26 protein-coding genes are annotated in these 25,131 nt (G+C 57.3%); 19 read left to right on the forward strand and 7 right to left on the reverse strand.

The features are described from left to right. Position 1: 1 nt before the first annotated feature. From soxY to ACR0AM_RS18475, 11 genes are all read left to right on the forward strand, one after another. Complete coding sequence (gene soxY, locus ACR0AM_RS18425; RefSeq protein ID WP_480520617.1) at positions 2-418, forward strand: thiosulfate oxidation carrier protein SoxY; 417 nt, start codon at positions 2-4, stop codon at positions 416-418. A 34-nt stretch (positions 419-452) separates the two neighbouring features. Next, positions 453-782 carry a thiosulfate oxidation carrier complex protein SoxZ gene (gene soxZ / locus ACR0AM_RS18430; RefSeq protein ID WP_480607025.1) on the forward strand — a complete coding sequence of 110 codons (330 nt, stop codon included), beginning with the start codon at positions 453-455 and terminating at the stop codon, positions 780-782. A gap of 69 nt (positions 783-851) precedes the next feature. Further along, positions 852-1,697, forward strand: a complete 846-nt coding sequence (gene soxA / locus ACR0AM_RS18435; protein ID WP_480623661.1) for a sulfur oxidation c-type cytochrome SoxA — start codon at positions 852-854, stop codon at positions 1,695-1,697. 87 nt (positions 1,698-1,784) lie between these two features. Beyond that, positions 1,785-3,482, forward strand: a complete 1,698-nt coding sequence (gene soxB / locus ACR0AM_RS18440; RefSeq protein ID WP_480623662.1) for a thiosulfohydrolase SoxB — start codon at positions 1,785-1,787, stop codon at positions 3,480-3,482. 65 nt (positions 3,483-3,547) lie between these two features. After that, positions 3,548-4,819: a sulfite dehydrogenase gene (gene soxC / locus ACR0AM_RS18445; protein WP_480623663.1), complete on the forward strand. Its 1,272-nt coding sequence runs from the start codon at positions 3,548-3,550 to the stop codon at positions 4,817-4,819. Continuing rightward, positions 4,803-5,843: a c-type cytochrome gene (locus ACR0AM_RS18450; protein ID WP_480623664.1), complete on the forward strand. Its 1,041-nt coding sequence runs from the start codon at positions 4,803-4,805 to the stop codon at positions 5,841-5,843. The genes soxC and ACR0AM_RS18450 overlap by 17 nt, the downstream gene beginning before the upstream one ends. A 29-nt stretch (positions 5,844-5,872) precedes the next feature. Continuing rightward, a complete protein-coding gene (locus ACR0AM_RS18455; RefSeq protein ID WP_480623665.1) occupies positions 5,873-6,553 on the forward strand; it encodes a c-type cytochrome in 681 nt (226 codons plus the stop codon). A gap of 24 nt (positions 6,554-6,577) precedes the next feature. Further along, complete coding sequence (locus ACR0AM_RS18460; protein ID WP_480520615.1) at positions 6,578-7,840, forward strand: FCSD flavin-binding domain-containing protein; 1,263 nt, start codon at positions 6,578-6,580, stop codon at positions 7,838-7,840. Positions 7,841-7,920: 80 nt separating this feature from the next. After that, positions 7,921-8,355, forward strand: a complete 435-nt coding sequence (locus tag ACR0AM_RS18465; protein WP_480520613.1) for a DUF302 domain-containing protein — start codon at positions 7,921-7,923, stop codon at positions 8,353-8,355. 1 nt (position 8,356) lies between these two features. After that, on the forward strand, positions 8,357-9,580 hold the full coding sequence (hemA, locus tag ACR0AM_RS18470; protein WP_480478097.1) for a 5-aminolevulinate synthase: 1,224 nt from the start codon (positions 8,357-8,359) through the stop codon (positions 9,578-9,580). A gap of 51 nt (positions 9,581-9,631) precedes the next feature. Continuing rightward, positions 9,632-10,690: a YeeE/YedE family protein gene (locus ACR0AM_RS18475; protein ID WP_480623666.1), complete on the forward strand. Its 1,059-nt coding sequence runs from the start codon at positions 9,632-9,634 to the stop codon at positions 10,688-10,690. A gap of 1 nt (position 10,691) precedes the next feature. On the opposite strand, the gene ACR0AM_RS18480 is transcribed toward ACR0AM_RS18475, so the two are convergent. The 3 genes from ACR0AM_RS18480 to ACR0AM_RS18490 all read right to left on the reverse strand — a co-directional run bounded on the left by ACR0AM_RS18480 (position 10,692) and on the right by ACR0AM_RS18490 (position 13,502). Further along, positions 10,692-11,636, reverse strand: coding sequence for an MBL fold metallo-hydrolase (locus ACR0AM_RS18480; protein WP_480478101.1), 945 nt, complete (start codon positions 11,634-11,636; stop codon positions 10,692-10,694). Then, the gene (locus tag ACR0AM_RS18485) at positions 11,633-12,562 is read right to left on the reverse strand and encodes an MBL fold metallo-hydrolase (RefSeq protein ID WP_480623667.1); all 930 of its coding nucleotides are present in this window, start codon (positions 12,560-12,562) and stop codon (positions 11,633-11,635) included. The genes ACR0AM_RS18480 and ACR0AM_RS18485 overlap by 4 nt, the downstream gene beginning before the upstream one ends. A gap of 94 nt (positions 12,563-12,656) precedes the next feature. Continuing rightward, entirely contained in the window at positions 12,657-13,502 is an 846-nt protein-coding gene (locus tag ACR0AM_RS18490) for a LysR family transcriptional regulator (protein WP_480623668.1), read from the reverse strand. Between the two features lie 86 nt (positions 13,503-13,588). Between ACR0AM_RS18490 and ACR0AM_RS18495 the strand changes: the two genes are divergently transcribed. Further along, on the forward strand, positions 13,589-14,056 hold the full coding sequence (locus ACR0AM_RS18495; protein WP_480478107.1) for a c-type cytochrome: 468 nt from the start codon (positions 13,589-13,591) through the stop codon (positions 14,054-14,056). Positions 14,057-14,070: 14 nt separating this feature from the next. Continuing rightward, entirely contained in the window at positions 14,071-14,958 is an 888-nt protein-coding gene (locus ACR0AM_RS18500) for a c-type cytochrome (protein WP_480623669.1), read from the forward strand. A gap of 92 nt (positions 14,959-15,050) precedes the next feature. Here ACR0AM_RS18500 and nagA read toward each other — a convergent pair whose 3' ends face one another. The 4 genes from nagA to ACR0AM_RS18520 are packed head-to-tail and all read right to left on the reverse strand — an operon-like array spanning position 15,051 to position 18,869. Beyond that, positions 15,051-16,184: an N-acetylglucosamine-6-phosphate deacetylase gene (gene nagA / locus ACR0AM_RS18505; protein WP_480623670.1), complete on the reverse strand. Its 1,134-nt coding sequence runs from the start codon at positions 16,182-16,184 to the stop codon at positions 15,051-15,053. Continuing rightward, complete coding sequence (locus tag ACR0AM_RS18510; protein WP_480623671.1) at positions 16,181-17,209, reverse strand: SIS domain-containing protein; 1,029 nt, start codon at positions 17,207-17,209, stop codon at positions 16,181-16,183. The genes nagA and ACR0AM_RS18510 overlap by 4 nt, the downstream gene beginning before the upstream one ends. Positions 17,210-17,238: 29 nt before the next feature. Then, positions 17,239-17,994 carry a GntR family transcriptional regulator gene (locus ACR0AM_RS18515; RefSeq protein WP_480623672.1) on the reverse strand — a complete coding sequence of 252 codons (756 nt, stop codon included), beginning with the start codon at positions 17,992-17,994 and terminating at the stop codon, positions 17,239-17,241. Next, entirely contained in the window at positions 17,991-18,869 is an 879-nt protein-coding gene (locus tag ACR0AM_RS18520) for a glucosamine kinase nucleotide-binding domain-containing protein (RefSeq protein WP_480623673.1), read from the reverse strand. Before ACR0AM_RS18520 ends, ACR0AM_RS18515 begins: the two co-directional genes overlap by 4 nt. Before the next feature lie 165 nt (positions 18,870-19,034). Between ACR0AM_RS18520 and ACR0AM_RS18525 the strand changes: the two genes are divergently transcribed. From ACR0AM_RS18525 to ACR0AM_RS18550, 6 genes are all read left to right on the forward strand, one after another. After that, positions 19,035-19,922, forward strand: a complete 888-nt coding sequence (locus tag ACR0AM_RS18525; protein WP_480623674.1) for an N-acetylmuramic acid 6-phosphate etherase — start codon at positions 19,035-19,037, stop codon at positions 19,920-19,922. Positions 19,923-19,946: 24 nt separating this feature from the next. Then, positions 19,947-21,200: an ABC transporter substrate-binding protein gene (locus ACR0AM_RS18530; protein WP_480520597.1), complete on the forward strand. Its 1,254-nt coding sequence runs from the start codon at positions 19,947-19,949 to the stop codon at positions 21,198-21,200. A 66-nt stretch (positions 21,201-21,266) separates the two neighbouring features. Continuing rightward, positions 21,267-22,181, forward strand: coding sequence for a carbohydrate ABC transporter permease (locus ACR0AM_RS18535; RefSeq protein ID WP_480520595.1), 915 nt, complete (start codon positions 21,267-21,269; stop codon positions 22,179-22,181). Between the two features lie 12 nt (positions 22,182-22,193). Then, on the forward strand, positions 22,194-23,033 hold the full coding sequence (locus ACR0AM_RS18540) for a carbohydrate ABC transporter permease (protein WP_267366204.1): 840 nt from the start codon (positions 22,194-22,196) through the stop codon (positions 23,031-23,033). Beyond that, positions 23,030-24,064, forward strand: a complete 1,035-nt coding sequence (locus tag ACR0AM_RS18545) for a Gfo/Idh/MocA family protein (protein ID WP_480623675.1) — start codon at positions 23,030-23,032, stop codon at positions 24,062-24,064. The genes ACR0AM_RS18540 and ACR0AM_RS18545 overlap by 4 nt, the downstream gene beginning before the upstream one ends. Further along, positions 24,061-25,056 (forward strand): ABC transporter ATP-binding protein, encoded by a 996-nt coding sequence (locus ACR0AM_RS18550; RefSeq protein WP_480623676.1) that lies wholly within the window; start codon positions 24,061-24,063, stop codon positions 25,054-25,056. The genes ACR0AM_RS18545 and ACR0AM_RS18550 overlap by 4 nt, the downstream gene beginning before the upstream one ends. Positions 25,057-25,131 lie beyond the last annotated feature (75 nt).

The raw sequence follows: 25,131 nt of genomic DNA on the forward strand, positions 1-25,131 counted from the left end.
AATGGAACTTTCTCGTCGCGAGACTCTGGCTCTCGGTCTGGGCGCTGCGGTCCTGACCCTGATGCCGTTCCGCGCAAATGCGGCTGCGGAAGACGCGATAGCTGCGTTTACTGGCGGTGCAGACATGGCCGACGGCGGTGTGACACTGACGGCGCCGGAAATTGCCGAGAACGGAAACACCGTTCCGATCGAAGTCAGCGCGCCGGGTGCGGCTGCAATCCTGATCGTAGCAGCCGGAAACCCCGAGCCCGGCGTTGCCACGTTCAACTTTGGCCCGCTGGCTGCTGCACAGGCGGCTTCGACCCGTATTCGACTTGCCGGAACGCAGGATGTCATTGCTGTGGCCAAAATGGCTGATGGCAGCTTTGCCAAGGCCTCGGCAACCGTAAAAGTGACAATTGGCGGCTGCGGCGGCTGATCGCCACGCGCCCTGAAGAACAGGAGAACAACCAATGGCATCCGGTGTAAAACCCCGCGTCAAGGTTCCAAAAACAGCCGCTGTTGGCGAAGCAGTCACGATCAAAACGCTGATCAGCCACAATATGGAAAGCGGTCAGCGAAAGGACAAGGAAGGCAACGTTATCCCGCGGTCGATCATCAACCGATTCACCTGCGAGTTTAACGGCCAGCTCGTGATAGACGTGGCCATGGAACCAGCGATTTCGACAAACCCGTACTTTCAATTCGATGCAACCGTGCCCGAAGCCGGGGAATTCGTCTTCACGTGGTATGACGATGACGGTTCTGTTTACGACACAAAAAACTCGATCGAGATCGCCTGACGGCTCGACCGCACTGGCAGATCAGCGCCGGTGGCGAAACCTGCGCTGATCACCCAAGGGAGGAACGCAATGAATAAAAAAGCACTCACGGCGATCGCGGCAGTTCTGGCATTCCCAGTATCAGTGGCCGCCGGACCTGACGAAGACAAGTTGGTGATCAACGAAGAACTGGAAATGGTTTCGGTGACCGAAGCCCCGGCCCATGTCGAGAACTTCGATACGATCTACTCGGGGTGGCATTTCAGGACCGATGAAACCCAGGCTTTGCAGATCGACGATTTCGACAACCCGGCGATGGTATTTGTCGATCAGGCCTCGGACCTGTACCAGACTGTCGATGGGGCGGCTGGCAAAAGCTGCGCGTCCTGCCACAGTGACGTGGAAAGCTTTGAGGGGTTGCAGGCATCTATTCCCAAGGTCGATGCGGAAACCGGCAAGCTGGTGGTAATGGAAGACCTGATCAACAAGTGCCGCACGGAACGCATGGAAGCGGACGCGTGGAAGTGGTCGGGTGCGGATATGCAGGGTGTGGTGGCATTGATCGCTCTGCAATCGCGTGGATTGCCCATGAATGTCGCCATTGATGGTGATGCGGCCCCGTATTGGGAGCAGGGCAAGGAAATGTACTACACACGATATGGTCAGCTGGAGTTGAGCTGCGCCAACTGTCACGAAGACAACTGGGGCAACATGATCCGGGCCGACCATCTGAGCCAGGGGATGGTCAACGGTTTCCCGACCTATCGTCTGAAACAGGCCAAGCTGATCTCGCGCCACAATCGCTTCCGCGGCTGTATTCGCGATACACGCGCTGAAACCTTTGCAGAAGGCTCGGACGAATTCCGCGCACTGGAGCTTTATGTAGCATCGCGCGGCAATGGGCTTTCGGTCGAAACGCCGTCGGTACGCCAGTAACAAAGAACCCGCGCCGGGATTGTCGGGCGCGGGTTTTTCATTTCTACTACATTCACACATTTATATGTGAAACAGGAAAGCCGACAGATGATATCGCGACGTGATTTTCTACAGGTCTCCATGGCGGCCTCAGCGCTGTATGGGGCATCCGGTTTCGGGAACTGGGCAAGGCTGGCGGCCCAGCAAAGCCTGAGCCAGGACCAGTTGCTGGAATTTGAGACCTTCGGAAATATCAGCCTGATTCATATCACCGATATCCACGCGCAGCTTAAACCGATCTACTTCCGCGAGCCCGAGGTCAATCTGGGCATCGGAGACGCGCGCGGGCAAATGCCGCATGTGACGGGGGCCGCGTTTCGCAAGGCTTATGGGATCGAAGATGGCAGCCCGTCCGCCTATGCGCTTACCTACAATGACTTTGCTGCATTGGCAAAAACGTATGGCCGCGTCGGAGGGCTTGACCGGGTCTCGACTGTTATCAACGCCATCCGTGCCGACCGGCCAGATGCGCTGTTGCTGGATGGGGGCGACACCTGGCATGGCTCGTATACCTGCTATCAGACGGCGGGTCAGGACATGGTCAACGTGATGAATGCACTCAAGCCCGATGCGATGACATTCCATTGGGAGTTCACGTTGGGCAGCGAGCGGGTCAACGAGATCGTCGAAGGTTTGCCCTTTGCGGCGCTAGGTCAGAATATCTTTGACGCGGAATGGGATGAACCTGCGGAACTTTTCAAGCCCTACAAGTTCTTCGAGCGCGGTGGGGCCAAAGTTGCCGTTATCGGACAGGCTTTCCCGTATATGCCAATTGCCAACCCCAGTTGGATGTTCCCGGAATACTCGTTCGGGATCCGGGATGAGAACATGCAGGCCATGGTGGACGAGGTGCGCGACGCCGGTGCCGATGTGGTCGTTGTCCTCAGCCATAACGGCTTTGACGTGGATAAGAAGATGGCGAGCCGTGTTCAGGGGATTGACGTAATCCTGAGCGGTCACACCCATGACGCATTGCCTGAACCGGTTCTGGTCGAAAAGACGCATATCATCGCGTCCGGCTCGAACGGAAAGTTCGTCAGCCGCGTTGATCTGGACGTGCGGGATGGCCAGATGATGGGGTTGAAGCACAAGCTGATCCCGATCTTTTCAGACGTCATCGCGCCTGATCCGGCAATCACGGCCCTGATCAACGAACAGCGTGCACCATATGATGCGGCGCTAAGCGAAGTGATTGGCAAGACGGACTCGCTGCTGTATCGCCGCGGAAACTTCAATGGCACGTGGGACGATCTGATCTGTGACGCACTGATCAGCGAGCGCGAGGCAGACATTGCCATGTCGCCGGGTGTGCGCTGGGGACCGTCGATCCTGCCCGGTCACGAGATCACGCGCGAGGATATCTGGAACGTCACCTCGATGTCTTATCCGAATGCGTATCGCACGGAAATGACGGGTGAGTTCATTCACGTGATCCTCGAGGATGTTGGCGACAACCTGTTCAACCCCGATCCCTATTACCAGCAGGGTGGCGACATGGTGCGAGTCGGCGGACTTGGATACCGTATCGATGTGACCAAACCGCAAGGGCAGCGGATCAGTGACATGACCCTGCTCAAGACTGGTGAGGCGATTGATCCGGCGAAATCCTATGTTGTGGCCGGTTGGGCCAGCGTCAACGAAGGCAACGAAGGCCCGCCCATCTGGGATGTCGTCGAAAACCACATTCGCAGCCAGGGTACCGTAACCGTCGAACCGAATACATCGGTCGAGGTGATCGGAGCCTGACAGCGCGAACCGAACTTCAAACATTGAATACAAGATTTGCTGATCGAATGACGGAGGCAAACAAGATGAGCGAGAACCCAAGGGGAAAAGCCCCATCGCGTCGCCAGTTTCTAAGCGGTGCCGCCGCGGTTGGCGTAGGTGCGGTCGGAGCCTCAGCGGCGCGCGCCGCAGGCCCTGACCCGCTGATCACGCAGGTTCAGGAATGGGCACAGGCAACGGGCGACGGCGTGGATGCAACCCCATACGGCCTGCCAATCCAATTCGAGAGTGATGTTGTACGGCGCAATGTCGAGTGGTTGACCGCAGACACGATCAGTTCGATCAATTTCACGCCGATCCACGCGCTGGATGGTACGATCACCCCGCAGGGATGCGCGTTCGAGCGGCACCATTCGGGTGCGATCGAGTTGAGCAAGGCGGACTACCGTCTGATGATCAACGGTCTGGTCGATACTCCGCTGATCTTCACATATGAAGATCTGGAACGTTTCCCGCGCGAAAACCGTATCTATTTCTGCGAATGCGCTGCCAATACCGGTATGGAATGGGCCGGTGCGCAGCTCAACGGCGCGCAGTTCACGCACGGAATGATCCACAACATGGAATATTCCGGTGTTCCGCTGCGTACCCTCCTGGAAGAAGCGGGGGTAAAGACCGAAGGCAAATGGGTTTACGTCGAAGGCGCGGATGCTTCCTCGAACGGCCGCTCAATCCCACTGGAAAAGGCAATGGACGACGTACTTGTTGCGTTCAAAGCCAATGGTGAGGCATTGCGCAAAGAACACGGCTATCCGGTCAGGCTGGTCGTTCCCGGCTGGGAAGGCAACATGTGGGTTAAGTGGCTGCGCCGCGTCGAGGTCACCGAGATTGCTATCGAAAGTCGCGAAGAGACATCCAAGTATACGGATACACTCGAAGACGGAGCATCACGCAAATGGACATGGGTAATGGACGCCAAATCGGTCGTCACCTCGCCCAGCCCGCAAGCGCCGATCACGCATGGGCCGGGGCCGTTGGTGATCACCGGGTTGGCCTGGTCCGGGCGGGGCTCGATTACCGGCGTCGATGTGTCGGTGGATGGTGGCAAAAACTGGTTTCCTGCGCGTCTGGCGGCCCCCGGAACAGACAAGGCGCTGACCCGGTTTTATTTGGACCATAACTGGGACGGTACAGAGATGCTGTTGCAGGCCCGCGCCAAGGATTCGACCGGTTACGTCCAACCCAGCAAAGCTCAGCTGCGCGACGTGCGTGGTGAGAACTCGATCTACCACAACAATTGTATCCAGACCTGGTGGATCAAGGAAAACGGAGAGGCGGAAAATGTCGAAGTATCGTAAGCTATTGGCCGCCTCGGCCCTTGCGTTGTGCGTGGCGGTTCCAGCCCATGCAGACAAGCTTGGACTTGGGCGACCTGCGTTGCCCGAAGAAATCGCAGCATGGGACCACGACGTTGCACCTGACGGTACCGGATTGCCCGAAGGGTCCGGCGACGTGTTCACCGGTGAAGAGGTCTTTGCCGAACGGTGCGCGATCTGTCATGGCGATTTTGCAGAAGGTGTGGGCAATTGGCCGAAACTGGCGGGCGGCGAGGGCACGCTTGCGGATAAGGACCCGCTGAAAACAGTGGGCTCCTTCTGGCCGCACCTTTCGACGGTATGGGACTATGTGAACCGTTCGATGCCGTTTGGAGACGCACAATCGCTGGAGCCTGACGATGTTTACGCGATTGTCGCCTATATCCTGTATTCCAACGACATCGTTGATGATGAGTTCACGCTGTCGCACGAAAATTTCCTTGAAGTGGAAATGCCGAATGCCGGGGGTTTCATCGTGGATGACCGCGAAACGGCCGAGGCGCATTTCTGGACGGATGAGCCATGCATGACGGATTGCAAAGAAGGCGTGGAAATCACCATGCGCGCCGCCGTTCTGGATGTAACGCCTGACGAAGCCGGGGCTGAAAGCACGGACCCGGCATCTGTTTCCGAGGAAGCACCCGTCGAGGTCGAAGAAACCGCTGACGACACAGCGGCACTTGATCCCGAAATGATCGAAAATGGCGAAAAAGTTTTCAAGAAGTGCAAGTCATGCCATCAGGTCGGCGAAGGGGCCAAGCATCGCACGGGTCCGGCATTGAACGGCGTTGCCGGTGCCAATGCGGCCGCCGTCGAAGGCTTTAAGTACTCCAAGGCCATGACAGCTGCCGCCGAGGATGGCTTGATCTGGACGGATGAAGAGATGGCCGCGTTTCTGGCCAAGCCTAAAGCCTACATGAAGGGGACACGTATGTCCTTTGCCGGGCTGAAGAAACAGGATGAAATCGACGCGGTCATCGTTTACCTGAAGTCGTTCGGAAGCTGATCATGTGGCGGCGGTGGGCAACAGGTATCATGTTTGCTGCGAGTATCCTGACAACTGCCGCCACCGCGACCGAAGACTTGGGCGATGCTGTAGCCGGCAAACTTGTGTTTGCCCAATGCAAAGAATGTCATCAGGTCGGCGCCGGTGCTGAAAACAGGATCGGTCCGCACCTGAATGGTGTATTTGGCCGCCGGGCTGCCGGGCTAGTGGAGTTCACCTATTCCAAAAGCCTGATCCGTGCAGGTACTTCGGGGCTGGAATGGCACGCCGACACATTGTCGGCTTACATTGAAAACCCCCGCGCCTTCGCATCCGGCACCAGAATGAGCTTTCGTGGGCTCGAGAACCCGGAAGATCGGGCCAATGTAATTGCCTATTTGCGTGTGTTTTCCGACAACCCGCAAGACATCCCCGAAGCCGACCCAACGGCAATGGGAACGGACCATTCAGTCAACCCCGAAATCCTCGCGATACAGGGTGATCCAGAATACGGCGAATATCTGAGCAGCGAATGCACGACATGCCACCAGATAGAGGGAGGCGATGATGGGATTCCCTCGATCGTTTACTGGCCCGACCAGGATTTCGTTGTCGCCATGCACGCCTACAAGGACAAGCAGCGGCCCCATCCCGTCATGCAGATGATCGCGGGCCGCCTGAGCAGCGATGAGATCGCGGCATTGGCCGCTTACTTCAACAACCCACAGTGACAATGCCCAAGGGGAGGAAACGCGATGACACTCAACAGACGGACATTTCTGGGAACCGCAGGCGTACTTGCCGCCGGGCTGTCGGCCCCGATGGTGCTGGCGCAGGGAAAGCCCCGTGTCGTGGTGGTCGGGGGCGGGGCAGGCGGCGCAACCGCCGCGCGCTATATTGCCAAAGACAGCAAGGGCGAGATTGACGTCACCCTGATCGAGCCGTCCAAAACATATTACACTTGTTTTTTCTCGAACCTGTATCTGGGCGGGTTTCAGGAGCTTTCGGACATTGCGCACAGCTATGGCACGCTTGCCGCAAAATACGGTATCAACGTGGTTCACGATTGGGCCGTCGGTGTCGACCGCGACGCCAAAACCGTCTCGTTAGCGGGTGGCGGATCTATTCCATATAACAAACTGATCCTGAGCCCGGGTATCGACTTTGTCGATGGCGCGGTCGAGGGGTGGGATGTGACTGCACAGAACAAGATGCCGCATGCGTATAAGGCGGGCTCTCAAACCGAGCTGTTGAAGGCGCAGGTTCTGGCGATGCCCGAGGGTGGAACCTTTGCGATGGTCGCGCCGCCGAACCCGTACCGTTGCCCCCCCGGACCTTATGAGCGGGTTTCGATGGTTGCGCATGTGCTGAAGGCGAACAATCCGACAGCGAAAATCATCATTGCTGATCCGAAAAACAAATTCTCCAAGATGTCTTTGTTCCAGGAAGGTTGGGCCGACCACTACGAAGGCATGATCGACTGGATCGGAGAGGATTTTGGCGGCGGCAATGTCTCGGTCAATCCGGATGCCATGACGGTGACCATCGATGGTGAAGAAACCAAGGTCGATGTCTGCAACGTGATCCCGGCCATGAAAGCCGGGCGTATTTCGGAAATGGCCGGTGTGACCGATGGCAACTGGGCACCGGTGAACGCGGCGGACATGTCATCGAAAGCTGACCCTGACATCTATGTTCTTGGTGATGCCAGCCAGCAAGGCGATATGCCGAAATCCGGTTTTTCGGCCAACAGCCAGGCGAAAGTCTGCGCCAATGCCGTTCGCGGTGCATTGACCGGATCAAAGATATTCCCGGCCAAGTTTTCGAACACGTGCTGGTCGCTCATTGATACGGATGACGGGGTCAAGGTTGGTGCGACTTATGAAGCAACGCCAGAAAAGATTGCCAAGGTGGACGGCTTTATCAGCCAGACCGGCGAAGACTCCGACCTGAGAAAAGCAACCTACCAAGAGTCGCTGGGTTGGTATGCCGGTATCACATCGGACATGTTCGGTTAAGAAACGCCAAGGCTTTGACCGGTGTCAAAGCCTTGGCGGTGAAATCTGAAGAAATGTGGTTCAGGAGGAGGAACATCATCATGAAACACTTTATCGCATCAGCCGCTTTTTCGGTTGCATTAGCAAACCCGGTTTTTGCAGGGGAGGTCATTGCCGTCCCTTTTGACGGCAGCTTTGATGACGCCACCTTTGCCGTTGAATCAGCAATTGTTGGGCAGGGGCTGGTTATCGATTATGTGAGCCATGTTGGTGACATGCTGAACCGGACGGGGGCGGATGTCGGCAGCGACAAGCAGATCTTCACAGCCGCTGAAATATTTATCTTTTGTTCCGCAAAGCTCTCGCGCGAGATGATGGAGGCCGACCCGATGAATATCGGCTATTGCCCCTACGGGATCTTCGTGGCCGAGGACGAAGGCGGTGTCAAAGTGGGCTACCGAAGCTATCCTGACGGACCGATGGAGAAAGTCGAAGCCCTGTTGGCCGGTATCGTAGAAGAAGCCGTTGGAAACTGACATGAACTACCAACAGTTTTTTCGTGATCAGCTAGGGCAATTGCAGGCCGAAGGAAATTACCGGGTCTTCGCCGAGCTTGAGCGTCACTGCGGAGCATTTCCAACTGCACACAACCATGCAGAAAACGGACCTGAGAAAGTCACAGTCTGGTGCTCGAACGATTATTTGGGAATGGGTCAGCATCCAAAGGTTCTGGCGGCCATGCACCGCGCGATCGACACCTGTGGCGCAGGGGCTGGCGGGACTCGGAATATTTCGGGGACCACGCATGAACATGTTCTGCTTGAGCAGGAGCTTGCGGATCTGCATGGCAAGGAAGCAGCGCTGCTATTCACGTCCGGGTATGTTTCAAATTGGGCTGCTTTGGGAACTCTGGCTTCGCGAATTCCCGGTATCACGGTTCTGTCCGACGAATTGAACCACGCGTCGATGATCGAGGGTATCCGTCACAGTCGTTGCGCAAAGCGGGTCTGGAAGCATAACGATTTGAAGGACCTTGAACGACATCTCATGGACCTGCCATCCAACGCACCAAAACTGATCGCGTTTGAAAGTGTGTATTCGATGGATGGCGATATCGCGCCGATTGCCGAAATCTGCGATCTGGCGGATCGGTACGGCGCGATGACCTATCTGGACGAGGTTCATGCCGTCGGGCTGTATGGGCCGCGCGGTGGCGGCATCGCTGAACGCGAAGAGCTGATGGATCGCCTGACGGTTATCGAAGGCACGTTGGGCAAAGCGTTCGGCGTGGTTGGTGGATACATCGCGGCGTCAAAGGAACTTGTCGACTTTGTCCGTTCCTTTGCCAGCGGATTTATCTTTACCACAGCATTGCCCCCGGCCGTCGCCGCCGGCGCCGCAGCATCCGTCCGGCACCTCAAGCATAGCAATGAGGAGCGGTGCCTGCATCAGCAACGCGTAAGCGAGGTTCGGAGCAGGCTGGACGCTTTGGGCATCCCGCACACGCCCAACCCAAGCCATATTATCCCGGTCATGGTCGGTGATCCGGTCAAGTGCCGCTTCATCTCGGATGTTTTGATGCGCGACTACGGGATTTATATCCAGCCGATAAACTATCCTACTGTCCCGAAAGGCACCGAACGCCTTCGGATTACGCCGTCACCTGTACATTCGTCAGAAGATGTAACCCTGTTGGTCGAGGCGTTGGGTGCATTGTGGACACAGTGCCAGCTTGCGCGCAAACCGATGGCCGCACAGTGAGAACTTGACGGAAGGCAAAGACGGACACGTAAAGAGGTGAGAGTTTTGTCTATGGAACGCCTCATCGATCTGCTGGGAGATTCGGGCACATTGGCTGCCGCCGGTTTGCTTGTTGGCATCCTGTTCGGAGTCACCGCTCAGAAATCTCAATTCTGTTTGCGGGCATCCACTGTTGAAGTCGCCGAGGGCGAGCTTGGCCCCCGTCTGGCCGTCTGGCTGGTCGCGTTCACGTCGGCGCTGACGCTGGTACAGGGGTTCGTCTCGATTGAATGGCTGGATTTGTCCGAGGCGCGGTCAATTGCGTCGACAGGCAGCCTGAGTGGCGCGGTGATCGGCGGTTTGATGTTTGGCGTCGGAATGATTTTGGCGCGCGGATGCGCGTCGCGCCTGTTGGTGTTGGCCTCATGCGGCAACCTGAGGGCAATGGTGACGGGGCTGGTTCTGACGTTGGTCGCGCAAGCGGCTTACACAGGTGTGCTCAGCCCCGCGCGCGAGGCGCTGTCCGGTCTTTGGACGATCGCAGGTGGCAACGCGCGCGACCTTTCGGCACTACTTGGATTTTCGCCGATCGCATACTCAGCCTTTGCCGCGGGGACATTTGTTCTGGCCGTTGCGTTTGCAGCGCGCCAGCAGGTTACAATGACAAAGATTGTCATGGCAGCCGGAGTTGGTGTCGCTGTGGCGCTTGGCTGGTTGATGACATTTGCGATTGCACAAGCCTCCTTCGACGTCGTGCCGGTGTCTTCGGTCACGTTCACCGGCCCGGCAACGGACACATTGATGGCGCTGGTGGCTGAGCGGAACATTGCCCTGTCCTTTGGCATTGGTCTGGTTCCGGGCGTTGCAATTGGCGCCGCTGTTTCTGCCATTCTTTCCGGCGAGTGGAAGATCGAACAATTTGGCCCGGATACTCCGATGGAGCGCTACCTTGTGGGGGCCGTCTTGATGGGATTTGGTGCAATGTTGGCAGGTGGCTGCGCCGTTGGTGCCGGATTGTCCGGGGGATCGTCCTTGTCGCTAACTGCGTGGCTTGCCGTCTTCTCGATGTGGGTCGGGGCCGTCGCCACCCATCGGATGATGATGCGAATGCTCGTTCTTCGGCGGTCCTGACTTATTCGAATTCCATCTGTTCGTAGACACGACCGGCGTTTTTTGTGGCCAGTTCCTCGAACGTGTCCAAATGGGCATAAAGGGTTTGGTCGACGTAATAGGCCTCGGCCAGATCTCCGCCTGCATCCATATGTTCGCGTATCTTTGCGCGCAGGTAGACCAGATAATCACGTGTATACCGGCGCACCTGATCCATGTTCGTAGGATGACCGTGCCCGGGGATCACATATGTGGCTTCCAGTGCCTCGAACTCATTGTCCCAGGTCTCAAGCCAATCTGCGGTGTAGGTGTCCTGAAAGATCGGCAGCATACGTTCGTGAAATGCCATGTCACCCGCGATGACAAGGCTTTGATTGGGCAACCAGATCGAAATGTCGCCGGGGCTGTGCGCAGGTCCAAGATGTTTGGCCTCGATGCGAAAATCGCCGAGTTCGACGATGTATTCATCGTCAAACGTTTCTGTCGGACCGGCCAGAAAAGTTCCTTTTGCCTTGTCCTTGTTATATGCCTGCATCCCTTCAAGGATTTGCGGCCCATATTCTTCGAATTCAGCCGCCGCATCTGAATGAGCAACGATGGGCACTCCAAGTTCCGACCAGTAGGCGTTCCCCAGCATGGCGTGCCCCTGACCGTTTTCGTTAAAGACAAGCTTCACGGGCTGATCCGTGATCGCTTGGATCTCCTTGTGAAGCGCTTCGGCAAGCGCATAAGCCGCGCCACCGTTGATGACGACAACGCCCTCTCCGGTCACGATGAAGCTGAGGTTGTTGTTGTGGCCCGAATTCTCATAGGTTGGGGGTGCGGTTGCACCGATGGCGGAAAAGACGCCGGGAATAAACTCGACAGGTTTCGAGTAAAGAACGCTCTGCGGGTACTGGTCAGCAATATCCTCACTGGCCCAGGTTTGTGTGGCCAGGGTACAGGCAATCAACAAAGCGCGCATCATGCAGGCTCTCCAATAAATCGATAGGTCGAACCGGCCTTTTCGACACGGCCGAATCCGCCATTTGGCAGATGGAATCCAATAATATTCATTTGGGCATGAGAAATCTGATCCAGCAGCGATTTCCGTGCACTTGCCGCGGCGTCGGGGTCCTGATCCGTACCGCTGCGCCAATCCGGACGCTCGAACGCGACGTGCGGATTGCCGAGCGCATCGCCCACGACCATCACCGCGTCACTGCCTTTGCGAATCTCGAAGGCCATATGTCCGGGCGTGTGCCCGAAACTAGCGCGTGCTGCGATACCGGGAAGGATTTCCTGCCCATCATCAAAAAACGCAACCATGCCTTCGATGGCTTCCATGCGCCGCTTTGCGCCCACCGCGAAGGCCGTGCGGTCGGCCCCTATCTTTTCCACGGTTGCGGGGTTCCACCAATAGTCCCATTCCGTGCGGCCAAGATGAAATCTGGCATTGGGAAAGAGGGGATCTCCGAAGTCGTCCAGCACACCCCAGATGTGATCTGGATGTGCATGGGTGAAGATCACCTGCGTGACCTCATCCGGAGACAACCCGACGGCGTCCAAAGTTTCCGGAAGTTTGCCAGCGGTTTGCATGAAGTCGGGCCCGGCTCCAACATCGAACAGTATGGTATTCTGGTCATCGCGGTAGAGCACAATGTTGCACTCGGGCTCGTATCTGGTCAGATCTACCTGATAGCGGTTCAGAAGTTCTGTCAGCTCTGCCTCGGGCATTGCGCCAAAGACCATTTCGGGCGGCAACGACAGATACCCATCTGACAAAGTCGAAATCCTTGCCGATTGGCCAAGTGTCATTTCCGCAATCGCAAAGCTGGGTCGCAGGCAGAGCGCCGCCAGACATGCGCCCTGAGACAGGAAGGTGCGCCGGGATAAATGTGGGTCTCTGCTCATACATAATCATTAAGATGAATGTTTTTATTTGTAAATGATGAATGGCTCGGACGGCACATTATCTCTGGGGCTTTCCACCACTACAATTGTGACGTCACCCAGCCAGTGCATGCGGCAGGTGTTCAACCAGAGCCCGTTGCACGACCGCAAATCTTGGCGTGTGTGCGATTTCCTCTAGCGTCGCGACCCAAAGTGGAACCTCGATTCCGGGATCAATGTCGTTCAACCTGTGAAGCCGGGGATCAGCGTCGCCAATAAAAGCAGGTAAAAAAGCTCGCCCCACACCGGATGCAACCATCTGCTGAAGCACCAGAAAACTGTCTGCTCCGTTTGTCATGTCATCGGCGCGAACATGTTCAGCCAACCATTTGGCCGGGAGTGAACGGCTGAGAGCCCCATCAAGCCGCATCCATTTTTGGTCACGGGTACCGTCACTATAAACCCCAAAGTGCAACGTCCCTGCGCGCTCTCCGGTCAACCCTTCACCAAGTTGAACCGAAGGGCGGACAACTATATCCGCAGTTAACCTGGTCAGATCATGGTGGCTGTTACCGCTGAGGATCGTCAGTTCGAGGCTCGGATAGAGGGCGGAAATTGACTTTAGTACCTGCGGCAGGACAAACTGGCAAAGGCTGTCCGTGGACGCGATACGCACATGACCCGCTGGCGAACGATTTGCGCCCACAACGGCGCGTTCCACCGAAAGCACGGCGTCTTCAACGCTTTCCATGGCGGACAGAATTGTTCTGGCTTCGGGAAGTACTGAATACCCTGACGGGTCTTTCCGAAAAACAACACAGCCATATCGGTGTTCGAAGGCGGCAACTCTGCGCAGGACGGTTGCATGTGCAACGCCCAGGGCTGTCGCCGCCGCATTCAACGAGCCGTGTTTGCTGACGGCGAGGGCATACCGAATATCGTCCCAATTGTCGTTGTTCATAAATGAACAGGTGAGGCCGAATAACAAACAATTACAAGAAAAATCGTTCAAGCTATCATATGGCACATTAAACAGGGAGCCACACCATGATTAAGAAGTCTTCGATCTTTGCGGCAGGTCTTTTGTCCTTGGCCGTAGTTGGAACTGCAATTGCTCAGGATAGCGAAAACCCGGCTGTAAAAGCGCGGACTTCGATTATGCAGCTTTACGCTTTCAACCTTGGCACGCTGGGCGCCATGGCCAAGGGAGAGGCAGAATATGATGCCGAAGCGGCTACGCGAGCCGCAAATAATATTGTCGTTGTGTCGCAGATCGACCAGTCCGCGATGTGGCCAGCCGGATCGGATAATGTGTCAGACCCGTCAACCCGCGCCTTGCCCGCTATTTGGGAAAACTTCGCAGATGTCGGGGCCAAAGGGCAGGCACTGGCCGATGCCGCTGTTGCGATGCAGGCTGCGGCAGGTCAGGACGTTGAAGCTCTGAAAGGGGCGATGGGCCAACTTGGCGGAGCCTGCTCGGCCTGTCACAAAGCATACAGAGCACCGGAAAATTAAAGGAGTATTGATCAGTGCGGCGCATTCTACTTTTCGCCGTTCTAGTCATGCTTTTGGTCGGGTTGGCCGGTTTGCTGCTGACCCGCCCGCAAAGGGTTGATCCAGCCCGGTTGGCCGGTCTGACCCCCGACGTGACCAGAGGGGCGTCTGTCTTTTATTCAGCAGGATGCGCCTCATGCCACTCGGCCCCGGATGCCCGCGCGGAAGGAAAGCTTGTTCTAGCAGGCGGGCGCCGGTTTGAAACGGATTTCGGTACGTTTGTAGCTCCAAACATTTCCAGTGAACCAGACGTCGGAATTGGATCATGGTCCGCGTTGGATCTGGCCAATGCCCTGAAACACGGAACAGGACCAAAGGGACAACATTATTACCCGGCCTTTCCCTATACCTCTTATGCCAAGATGACGGTCGAGGATGTCGCGGCGCTTCATGCGTTTTTGAACACCCTGCCTGCATCTGATGCGGCAAGTATCCCGCATGACGTTGGTTTCCCTTTCAATATCCGGCGCGGGCTGGGGTTGTGGAAATTTCTGTTTTCGGGCTCGGGCTGGGTGGTTGAAGGTGATTTGACCGATCAGCAAATCCGGGGGCGGTATCTGGTGGAAGCTTTGGGGCACTGCGCGGAATGCCATACACCGCGAAACGGACTGGGAGGGTTGAAGCGGGATCTCTGGCTGACCGGAGCGCCAAATCCGAATGGCAAGGGGCGCATCCCCGGTCTGACCACCGCCCAGCTTGACTGGTCCGAGGCTGACATCGCTGAATATCTGAAATCCGGTTTCACACCGGATTATGACAGCGCCGGAGGCGAAATGGTCGAAGTCATCGAGAACACCTCGAAACTAAGCGATGAAGACCGATTGGCCATTGCTGCTTATCTGAAATCCGTTCCCGTTCAGTGAATTGGCTACTGGTTGCAGAAACTCGGGCATTTGTCAGCGCAGGTCTTATGACACTGGTTCTGAGCAACGCAAAAAACGTTTGGATTGCTGGGTCAAACCAGCACGGCTACATTGCTCAGATCTCTGGCAATGCGGATCAGCGGGCATTGCTCTCCTATGGCCAGCCGACCCGCGTCGGTTAATCCCATCACTTCGGCGGGTATGCGAGTTGCGGCAGCCAATGCGTCTTCCAACGGCACTTCTGCCTGCGTGGTCAGGACACGCAGTGCTGTGGTCAAGTCCAAATCAGCCCCCGCTAAAGTGCCATCAGACAGTGTCAAACGGCCGTCTTTGCGGGAAATGCGGCGGCCTTCCAGTTCGAACATGCGCTGGTCCGTGCCAGCCGGTGCCATCGCATCGCTGACCAGAAATATCCGGCCCGGGCCCCGTTTGGCGGCCCAAGCCGTGCGCATGGCTTCGGGGTGAACGTGAATACCGTCGGCGATCAGTCCGGCGCTCAACCGGCCCGAGGCCAGAACCGCCCCGACAAGCCCGGGAGATCGATTGCCAAGTTGGCTCATTGCGTTGAACAGATGCGTGACGCAGGACGCACCGGCTTCGGCATAGGACAAGCAGGTATCAAAATCCGCATCACTGTGGCCCAGCGAAACTACGGCGCCTGCTGAGACCAGCGCTTTCACCTGCGCAATTGACACGTTTTCTGGCGCAACCGTCAGCATCAATGCGGGCAGGGCATGCGCAGCCGCGACAAGCGTCGTCAGGTCCTCGTCATCCATGGGGCGGATCAGGGCTGCATCATGGGCACCTTTCCGAGCCACCGAAAGATGAGGTCCCTCCAGATGCAGGCCAGCGATCCCCTGAACACCCGCAGAAATCGCGGCCTTGGCCGCTTCGATGGCGGCGCGGGTCTTGGCTGCGGTATCCGTGATCAGGGTGGGAAGGATCGAGGTTGCCCCAAGCGCCCGGTGCGCCTTGGCAATGCGCGCAAGTGTTTCGACAGATGGGGCGGCGTTGAACATCATTCCGCCACCGCCATTCACTTGCAGGTCAACATAACCGGGCGCCAGTATATCGCCTTGCAGGTCGACAAGCTTGCCAGCGTCTGTCTTCACGTCAACGCCTATGTCAGTGATGCGGCCCGCCTCCAGCCGCAGCGCGGCACCGTCGTGCAATCTGGTGCCGTCGTAAACAAGCCCGCCGTGGTAGATGATCGCCTGGCCGCTCATACCGTTTCTGTCACTTTTCGCAGGTGACGTGGCGCATCCGGGTTGATCCCGCGTTGTACGGCGACCTGCTCGACCATTGAATAAAAGGACACGATGGCGGCTACCGGGTCCGTCAGCCAGTGATCCGTGCGGACATGAGGCAGCACCTCGGCCTTTGTGACCATTGCGCTGGTGGCAAATACCTGTGCTCCTTTGGCCGCGAGCGTGTCGGCAACCTCGGCCAACAGCGGCTCTGCCGGGTCATTGGCGGCAAAGGCAATAACCGGGAATCCGCCTTCCACGATAGAGACCGGGCCGTGCAGCACCTCGGCCGAGGAATAGCTTTCGGCATGGATCTGGCAGGTTTCTTTGAATTTCAGCGCAGCCTCGTTCGAGATCGCTACGCTTGGTCCGCGACCAAGCGTATACAGCGAGCTTTGGGTGACGGCAGCCGCCGCTTTGCTCCAGTCACACCGAGTCGCGGCATCAAGGTGCTTGGGCAGGTCACGCAGCGCAGCCAGAAGATCTTTGTCGCCTTTCAGTTCCGCCAGCAGCCAAAGCCCGGCAACCAGCGAGGTCACGAATGTCTTTGTCGCCGCTACACTAAGCTCAGGACCCGCGTGCAGCGGCAAAGCCGCCTCAGCCGCCAGTGCAAGGGGGGACGACGGATCATTAGTGATTGCCACGGTGCTGGCCCCGGCCTTTCGGGCACTTTTCGTAAGCTGCACGATATCCGGGCTTTTTCCTGATTGTGAAACAGAAAGGCAAAGCGCCCCGGCCACATGCAGGTCAGCGCCATACACGGACGCGACCGATGGGCCGACGGATGCCATGGGCAAACCAAGAAGCAGTTCGCTTGCGTATTTCAGAAATGTGCAGGCGTGGTCCGAAGAGCCACGCGCCGCCGAAATCATGAACTTCAGCCCGCCTTTCCGGGCGACGCCCGACGCTGTGCTCAGGGCATCTCCGCCATTGCTGAGTAATCGCTCGACAGCAACAGGAATCTCTTCGATTTCCTGACGCATCAGGGTCGTTTTCGGGGTCATCGGGGCAGCCTTTCCATCGGAATCACAGATCATGGAGTGAGTCGCAGCTCAGCCACGAAGTCATAGGCATCGCCGCGATAGTTGGATTTTGTGAACTCCGCGACGCGCCCGCCTTCCAGATGGGAAATCCGCTGGATGCTCAGCCCTGCCGCGCCTTCGGCGACGCCAAGCAGAGCGGCATCTTCAGCCTCAAGGTTAACGGCGGAAATCTTCTGGATAGCGCGAACTGGTCGGCAGCCGTTTTCTTCCAGAAGATCGTAGAGTGAGTCGCGCACGGCTAGTGGATTTGGCAGAATGTCCAATGGCAACGAGGCACGTTCGACTGCCATGGGGCGCCCACCAGCTTCTCGCAGTCGGCAAATGCGGGCCACCTGTCCGTCAGTGGGCAGCCCGAGCACCGCCGTTTCCTCGGGTGATGGCAGAAAAACGCCCCGTTCCAACCACTTGGAGGTTGACTCCATGCCGCGCAGGCGCATGTCCTCACTGAACGAAGTCAGATGCGAAAGCGATTGTTCTAATTTCGGCGCAGCGTTCCGCACGAAAGATCCGGAACCCTGCCGCTGTACGATTGCGCCCTGTTTCACCAATTCCTGAATGGCCTTGCGCACGGTGACCCTGGACAGGCCGGTGATCTCGGCGATTTCGCGCTCGGGCGGTAATGAGGAATTCGGGGGAAGGACACCAGCGTCGATGCCTTCTTCCAGCCGCTGGCGCAGCCGGACATAGCGCGGCCCGCCGCCGTTCTCGAGCCAGTCGTCAGAAGCCAGAAAAGATACCGCGTTCATGCCGAATGCTCCACTTGGAAAGCCCGGGCCAACGCGATGGCCCCGTCGATAGGCGCACCTTTGGGCTCTGTTACTGCGCCACGCGCACGATCCGGCAGATACGCCTCATAGTGAGGGCCAATACCCCCGGTCAGGCATAATGGCATGGCCGGGGTCCAGCCCATTGCTTCCAGTGCTTGCAAAAGATGCGCAGCACCTTCGTGCATAAGCGAAACCGCCCGCTCATCCCCTGACCTCGCCGCCGCTGTCACCTGTCGCGCGATCTGGCCGAATTCATGTGGTCGTGCCGCGGCCGCGAAAGCGACAATACCGCTTGTACTGCCAAATGCGTTCAGCAAGGCCTCAGTCAGGTTGGATTTTGGCACCAGCCCATCCCATGCATCCAGCGTCACCGAAAGCGCTCTGCGCCCAATCCACTGAGCAGAAGCCTCATCCCCCAGCACGGAGCCCCAGCCACCGGCAAAGCGTCGGCCGTTTTGCGATTGAAGGGCCAGAAAAGAACCCGTCCCGCAATGGGCGATTGCACCGTCGGTTGCCTGATGCGCACCCGCCAGCGCAGGGTGGCGATCATCCTCGACCAGTATACTGTCCAACGGCAAATCCGAGGCCACCCGCTGGGCGATCTGATCACCGGTAACGCCCGCCAGTCCAAAATACGCCGGTGCCGGTCTCAGGACGTCTGGCTGAACACTGAGCTTGGTCGCAAGCATTTTCAAGCCGTCTTTCAGACGTGCAATCGCACCGTCATAATCGCTGGCAACGTTGGCTGGGCCAACCTCGACCACCAGCCGCTGCTCCCCATCGTCATAGGCGATCCGACAGGTCGTTCCGCCGCCGTCTGCTGCGATGATTGGATTGTTTTTCGACCTAAGCATGATGATACCTATATAATGCCTATGCTGTAATGTAAATGCCAAAGTAAATCCAATAAGGGCAAAAAGATCAAAAATACATTGTTTATAAGGCCAATAGCAGCTGAAAAAAAATTAGTGGACAAATGGTATTGTATAGGTATGCTTTCTGGCAACGAGGAGAAACACGTGCTGCCACACATCACCGAACAACTCCACCCGGACGCATATGATTTGGGCAACCGACCGCTGGAAGAAGCGGCGCTGGCCTTGTGCAGGGGTCAGCAGGAAGCGGCCGGTGCCCCGCAGGGCGCCCTGCGTGCGATATGCGAAGGTGCCGAAGCCATGGCCCGCAGTCTGGCATCAGGCGGTTCATTGTATTACGTGGCGGCGGGGTCTTCGGGGCTGATGGCTGCGGCTGATGCAATGGAACTGGGCGGCACTTTCGGTATCGACGAAAACTGTATCCATATCCTGATGGCCGGAGGGCTGCCGCAATCCGCGCATATGCCCGGTGGAACCGAGGATGACACCGACGGGCTGGTTGAAGCGCTGGCCGGACTTACGTGCAACGACACGGTCATTGCTGTCTCTGCCAGCGGCAGCACTCCTTATACACTTGAGGCGGCGCGACTTGCGCGTGCTGCGGGTGCCTGCACGATCGGGATAGCCAACAACCCGGGCAGCCCACTTTTGGCGCAATGCGATCACGCGATTCTGCTTGCCACCCCGCCTGAACTGATTTCAGGCTCAACCCGAATGGGCGCCGGTACAGCCCAGAAAATCGCGCTGAACATGCTTTCCAGCCTTATGGCAATCAAGTTGGGTCATGTTCATGACGGGATGATGGTCAACTTGCGAGCAGACAATGCAAAGCTGCGGGCGCGTGCGACCGGCATCGTCGCCCGGATCGCCGGAGTTGATGCAAGCACCGCCCAAAACGCCCTGGCACAAGCGCAAGGAGACGCCAAATCCGCCATCCTTATCGCTGCTCGCGGCGTTTCACTGGCGGCAGCCGATGCGCGCCTGAAAGAAACGGGCGGAGTTCTGAGCGCGGCACTGACACCTGATAAATAACTGCAAACCAAATGGGAGAGTACAATGAAACGTAATAGCCTGAAACTGGCCTTGCTTGGTGGGACGCTGTTAGCCTCTGCCGCCTATGCCGAAGACGTCACGCTGACCATCGAAAGCTGGCGTAACGATGACCTGACCCTGTGGCAGGACCAGATCATCCCGGCCTTTGAAGCAAAGCATCCTGGCATCAAAGTCCAGTTCACGCCGTCTGCTCCGGCAGAATACAACGCGGTTTTGAACTCGAAACTTGATGCGGGGTCTGCCGGTGACCTGATTACCTGCCGCCCCTTCGATGCTTCGTTGGCGCTTTATGAGGCTGGTCACCTGACCGATCTGTCCTCGGTCGAGGCGATGAACAACTTCTCGGACGTTGCAAAGTCTGCCTGGCAGACGGATGACGGTTCGGCCAGCTTCTGCGTGCCGATGGCATCGGTTATTCACGGCTTCATCTACAACAAGGACGCTTTTGCCGAGTTGGGCCTCGAAGTGCCGACCACGGAAGACGAGTTCTTTGCCGCATTGGACAAGATCAAGGAAGACGGCACTTACATCCCAATGGCAATGGGTACCAACGACCAATGGGAAGCTGCCACGATGGGCTACAACAACATCGGGCCGAACTACTGGAAGGGTGAAGAAGGTCGTCAGGCGTTGATCGCAGGCGAACAGAAGCTGACCGATGAAGCCTGGACAGCCCCGTACGCAACGCTGGCCCGCTGGGGTGCCTATCTGGGTGATGGCTACGAAGCACAGACCTATCCCGACAGCCAGAACATCTTCACTTTGGGCCGCGCAGCCATCTATCCTGCGGGATCATGGGAGATTTCCGGCTTCAACGCACAAGCCGATTTCGAGATGGGAGCTTTCAAGCCTCCGGTTCAGAACGCAGGCGACACCTGCTATATCTCGGACCATACGGATATCGGCATCGGCATGAACGCGGCCACGAAGAATCCTGAAGCCGCCGAAACGTTTTTGACTTGGGTCGCAAGCCCTGAGTTTGCTGAGATCTTCGGCAACGCTTTGCCCGGATTCTTCCCGTTGTCGAGCACTCCGGTCGAGTTGCAGGACCCGCTGGCCAAGGAGATCGTCGGCTGGCGTGAAGAATGTGAATCGACCATCCGCTCGACCTACCAAATCCTGTCGCGCGGCACACCAAACCTCGAGAATGAGACCTGGGGTGCATCCGTTGCCGCGATCAAAGGTGCCAAGTCGCCCGAAGAGCTGGGTGCAGAACTGCAGACAGGCCTCGCCTCGTGGTACGCACCACATCAGTAAGCTGAACCATACCCGGGCAGCATGAGTTGCCCGGGTACGCCCAGCATTCCATTGAAAGCGCTCCCCATGACCCGCCCCCGCATCCGCTGGCATATCGTCGTGTTTCTGGCACCAGCCGTGCTTGTCTACACAGCGGTGATGATCTTTCCCCTGTTCAATACGCTCCGTCTGGCCCTTTACTCTGAAGTCGACCAGAGCCGCGTATTTGTTGGACTGCAGAACTTTCAAACGCTGTTTTTCGATCCGATCTGGTCGGAACAGTTCTGGAATGCGCTGGGCAACAATTTCTGGTTCTTTCTGGTTCACATGCTGGTGCAGAACCCCATCGGCGTCGCGCTGGCCGCGCTGCTCAGCCATCCGCGCCTGCGATTTGCGGTGCTCTATCGGTCGGCGATCTTCATTCCGACAATCCTCAGCTTTGTGATTGTCGGGTTTGCATGGAAATTGATCTTGTCGCCCATCTGGGGCATCGCGCCTTCGATGCTGGACGCGGTTGGGCTGAAATCCCTTTTTGCCCCGTGGTTGGGGAAGGAGGAATACGCTCTGACCACTCTGGCGCTGATTTCGGTCTGGCAGTTTGTTGGTATCCCTATGATGCTGATCTACGCGGCCTTGCTGTCGATCCCCGAAGAAATCCTGGAAGCCGGGGAAGTGGATGGCATCACCGGTACAAGCGCCTTCTGGAAGATCAAGCTGCCGCTGATCCTGCCCTCGATCGGGATCATCTCAATCCTGACATTTGTCGGCAATTTCAACGCCTTCGATCTTATCTATGCTGCACAGGGTGCTCTGGCGGGGCCTGATTTCTCGACCGATATTCTTGGCACCTTCATGTATCGCACATTCTTTGGCTTCCAGCTGCAATTAGGTGATCCGCATATGGGTTCGGCCATTGCTGGTGCGATGTTTGCAATTATCCTTCTGGGTGTCTGTGTCTACCTTTTCGGCATCCAGACCCGGATGCGCCGGTACCAGCTGTAAGGAGCAGATGACATGAACAAGGCCCGCTCCAACCCGCTAAACACCTTCGCGATGCATGGTGCACTGATCTTCTATACGCTGATCGCACTGTTTCCGGTTTTCGTGATCCTGATCAACAGCTTCAAGACCCGCAAGGCGATCTTTCGCGAACCGCTGGCGCTGCCCGATGCCGACAGTTTTTCGATGATCGGGTATCAGACAGTGATGAAACAGGGGGATTTCTTCCTTTATTTCCAAAACTCTCTGATTGTGACCGTTGCATCCCTGACTTTGGTCCTGCTGTTTGGCGCAATGGCGGCTTATGCGCTGAGTGAGTACCGGTTCAAGGGCAACATGCTTATGGGTCTGTACCTGGCGCTTGGAATCATGATCCCGATCCGCATCGGCACTGTGGCCATCCTGGAAATGATGGTGGCGACCGGGCTGGTGAACACCCTGTGGGCGCTGATCCTTGTCTATACGGCGCAGGGCCTGCCCTTGGCGGTGTTCATCCTCAGCGAGTTCATGAAACAGGTGAGTGACGACCTCAAGAATGCGGGCCGCATTGACGGGCTAAGCGAATACACAATCTTCTTTCGGCTTGTGTTGCCGCTGGTGCGTCCGGCAATGGCAACGGTTGCCGTGTTCAACATGATCCCGATCTGGAACGATCTATGGTTCCCGCTGATCCTCGCCCCTGCGGAAGAGACCAAGACACTGACGCTGGGCAGCCAGGTCTTCATCGGTCAGTTTGTGACAGACTGGAATGCGGTCTTGTCAGCCCTTTCAATGGCGATCCTGCCGGTGCTGATCCTCTATGTGATCTTCTCGCGACAGCTTATCCGCGGCATCACGTCAGGAGCGGTGAAATGACCCGCGTCCTGATCGCAGGCCTTGGAAATATGGGGCTGAGCCATGCGCTGGCACATCACCACCACCCGGACGCACAGATTGTCGGGCTGGTGAACCGATCCGGCCGCGTGGATCACCCTGATCTGACGCGCTATTCGGTGTATTCAAGTTTTGAGGCCGCTCTGACCGAAACCAAACCGGATCTGGTTGTGGTTGCGACCTATTCGGACAGTCACGCGGATTACGCCTGCGCCGCGATGGAGGCGGGTGCGCATGTGTTTGTCGAAAAACCGCTCGCCACCAACGTTGCCGATGCGCGGCGTGTGGTCGAAACAGCGGCGCGTCTGAACCGTAAGCTGGTCGTGGGCTACATCCTGCGCCACCACCCATCCTGGATGCGTCTGATCGCCGAGGCTCGCACTCTGGGTGGCCCCTATGTGTTCCGTCTGAACCTGAATCAACAATCCTCAGGTCCTGAGTGGGAGACGCACAAGGCCCTGATGCAGACCACTTCCCCCATCGTGGATTGTGGTGTGCATTATGTCGATGTGATGTGCCAGATCACCGACACAAAACCCGTTCGCGTCCATGGCATGGGTCTGCGCCTGTCAGAAGAAATCGCACCTGACATGTACAATTACGGCCAGTTTCAGGTCGTGTTCGACGACGGATCGGTCGGGTGGTACGAGGCTGGCTGGGGTCCGATGATGTCCGAAACAGCGTTTTTTGTGAAGGACATTGTCTCGCCCAACGGGTCTGTTTCGATCACCGACGGAAACAAGGGCGCGTCCGCAGACATCGATGGTCACACCAAGGTTGGTGGTCTTCTGGTTCACACGTCGCAGGGCGACCGGACTATCGACATGCCTGATGAACCCGGCCATCAGGAACTGTGCGATGCTGAACAAGCCTATATGCTGCGCGCCATCGCCGAGAATATCGACCTGACCCGCCATATGTCCGACGCCGTACAATCCCTTGCCATCTGCCTGGCCGCTGATCAAAGCATCCGCACTGGCCAACCCGTTTCTCTTGAGGAGACCCGCCAATGACTGCCCTTTCACTGAAAAACATTCACAAATCCTTTGGCAATGTAGAGGTCCTGAAGGACATCAATCTTGAGGTTGAGGACGGCGAGTTTGTGGTTTTTGTCGGCCCCTCCGGATGCGGAAAGTCCACTCTTCTGCGCGTTATTGCAGGGCTTGAAGATGCCACATCGGGCGAGATCAGAATTGCTGGTGAACAGGTCAATCTGACCCCGCCCTCGAAACGTGGCATCGCCATGGTGTTCCAGAGCTACGCGCTTTATCCGCACCTGAATGTACGCGGCAACCTGACCCTTGCCCTGAAACAGGAACGCCAGGCGAAGGCCGTGATCGACGAGCGCGTCGCCGAGGCGAGCCGGATGCTGGGGTTGGAGCCCTATCTTGACCGCTATCCATCCGAACTGTCGGGGGGGCAGCGCCAGCGTGTTGCAATCGGTCGTGCCATCGTTCGCCAACCCAAGCTGTTTCTGTTCGACGAACCGCTGTCCAATCTTGATGCTGCTTTGCGCATGAACACCCGGATCGAGATCGCAAATCTGCACAGGCAACTTTCGGCCTCGATGATCTACGTCACACACGATCAGACAGAAGCGATGACACTGGCCGACAAGATTGTGGTGCTGCGCGACGGACGGGTGGAACAGGTCGGCAGCCCCATGGAGCTGTACAACAACCCGGCAAACCGCTTTGTTGCGGGCTTTCTTGGTGCACCGTCCATGAATTTTCTGCCGGCGGACAACCTGACCCCGGGCGATCCGCGCGAACTGGGGCTGCGCCCGGAAGACATCCGCCTGGAAAGCGGTGGGCCGATCGCCGGCACCGTTTCGCATGTTGAGCAATTGGGCGGTGACACCAATGTCATTCTGCAAACCAGCAACGTGCCAATTACAGTCCGTTTGTTTGGCCAGCATGCAATTGCTCCGGGTGACGATGTACAATTCGGGTTTGATCCCAACCGTGCATATTACTTCGGAAATGACGGGCAGAGACTACAGTAACGGCAGTTTTCGACCCGTTCTGCATCAGTTTGTTCCGGTGTGAGCGTGACCCAAAGAGGGCAAGCGCCGGAAAAC

It is taken from the genome of Ruegeria sp. AD9, assembly GCF_056542305.1.

Coding starts and splice junctions, on each gene's coding strand:
- hemA (WP_480478097.1), top strand. CDS start 8,357: ATGAACTACCAACAGTTTTTTCGTGATCAGCTAGGGCAATTGCAGGCC.
- ACR0AM_RS18465 (WP_480520613.1), top strand. CDS start 7,921: ATGAAACACTTTATCGCATCAGCCGCTTTTTCGGTTGCATTAGCAAAC.
- soxA (WP_480623661.1), top strand. CDS start 852: ATGAATAAAAAAGCACTCACGGCGATCGCGGCAGTTCTGGCATTCCCA.
- ACR0AM_RS18535 (WP_480520595.1), top strand. CDS start 21,267: ATGACCCGCCCCCGCATCCGCTGGCATATCGTCGTGTTTCTGGCACCA.
- ACR0AM_RS18475 (WP_480623666.1), top strand. CDS start 9,632: ATGGAACGCCTCATCGATCTGCTGGGAGATTCGGGCACATTGGCTGCC.
- soxZ (WP_480607025.1), top strand. CDS start 453: ATGGCATCCGGTGTAAAACCCCGCGTCAAGGTTCCAAAAACAGCCGCT.
- ACR0AM_RS18450 (WP_480623664.1), top strand. CDS start 4,803: ATGTCGAAGTATCGTAAGCTATTGGCCGCCTCGGCCCTTGCGTTGTGC.
- ACR0AM_RS18510 (WP_480623671.1), bottom strand. CDS start 17,209: ATGACCCCGAAAACGACCCTGATGCGTCAGGAAATCGAAGAGATTCCT.
- ACR0AM_RS18485 (WP_480623667.1), bottom strand. CDS start 12,562: ATGAGCAGAGACCCACATTTATCCCGGCGCACCTTCCTGTCTCAGGGC.
- ACR0AM_RS18515 (WP_480623672.1), bottom strand. CDS start 17,994: ATGAACGCGGTATCTTTTCTGGCTTCTGACGACTGGCTCGAGAACGGC.
- ACR0AM_RS18490 (WP_480623668.1), bottom strand. CDS start 13,502: ATGAACAACGACAATTGGGACGATATTCGGTATGCCCTCGCCGTCAGC.
- ACR0AM_RS18540 (WP_267366204.1), top strand. CDS start 22,194: ATGAACAAGGCCCGCTCCAACCCGCTAAACACCTTCGCGATGCATGGT.
- soxY (WP_480520617.1), top strand. CDS start 2: ATGGAACTTTCTCGTCGCGAGACTCTGGCTCTCGGTCTGGGCGCTGCG.
- ACR0AM_RS18520 (WP_480623673.1), bottom strand. CDS start 18,869: ATGCTTAGGTCGAAAAACAATCCAATCATCGCAGCAGACGGCGGCGGA.
- ACR0AM_RS18460 (WP_480520615.1), top strand. CDS start 6,578: ATGACACTCAACAGACGGACATTTCTGGGAACCGCAGGCGTACTTGCC.
- ACR0AM_RS18455 (WP_480623665.1), top strand. CDS start 5,873: ATGTTTGCTGCGAGTATCCTGACAACTGCCGCCACCGCGACCGAAGAC.
- soxB (WP_480623662.1), top strand. CDS start 1,785: ATGATATCGCGACGTGATTTTCTACAGGTCTCCATGGCGGCCTCAGCG.
- ACR0AM_RS18480 (WP_480478101.1), bottom strand. CDS start 11,636: ATGATGCGCGCTTTGTTGATTGCCTGTACCCTGGCCACACAAACCTGG.
- ACR0AM_RS18495 (WP_480478107.1), top strand. CDS start 13,589: ATGATTAAGAAGTCTTCGATCTTTGCGGCAGGTCTTTTGTCCTTGGCC.
- nagA (WP_480623670.1), bottom strand. CDS start 16,184: ATGAGCGGCCAGGCGATCATCTACCACGGCGGGCTTGTTTACGACGGC.
- ACR0AM_RS18550 (WP_480623676.1), top strand. CDS start 24,061: ATGACTGCCCTTTCACTGAAAAACATTCACAAATCCTTTGGCAATGTA.
- ACR0AM_RS18530 (WP_480520597.1), top strand. CDS start 19,947: ATGAAACGTAATAGCCTGAAACTGGCCTTGCTTGGTGGGACGCTGTTA.
- ACR0AM_RS18545 (WP_480623675.1), top strand. CDS start 23,030: ATGACCCGCGTCCTGATCGCAGGCCTTGGAAATATGGGGCTGAGCCAT.
- soxC (WP_480623663.1), top strand. CDS start 3,548: ATGAGCGAGAACCCAAGGGGAAAAGCCCCATCGCGTCGCCAGTTTCTA.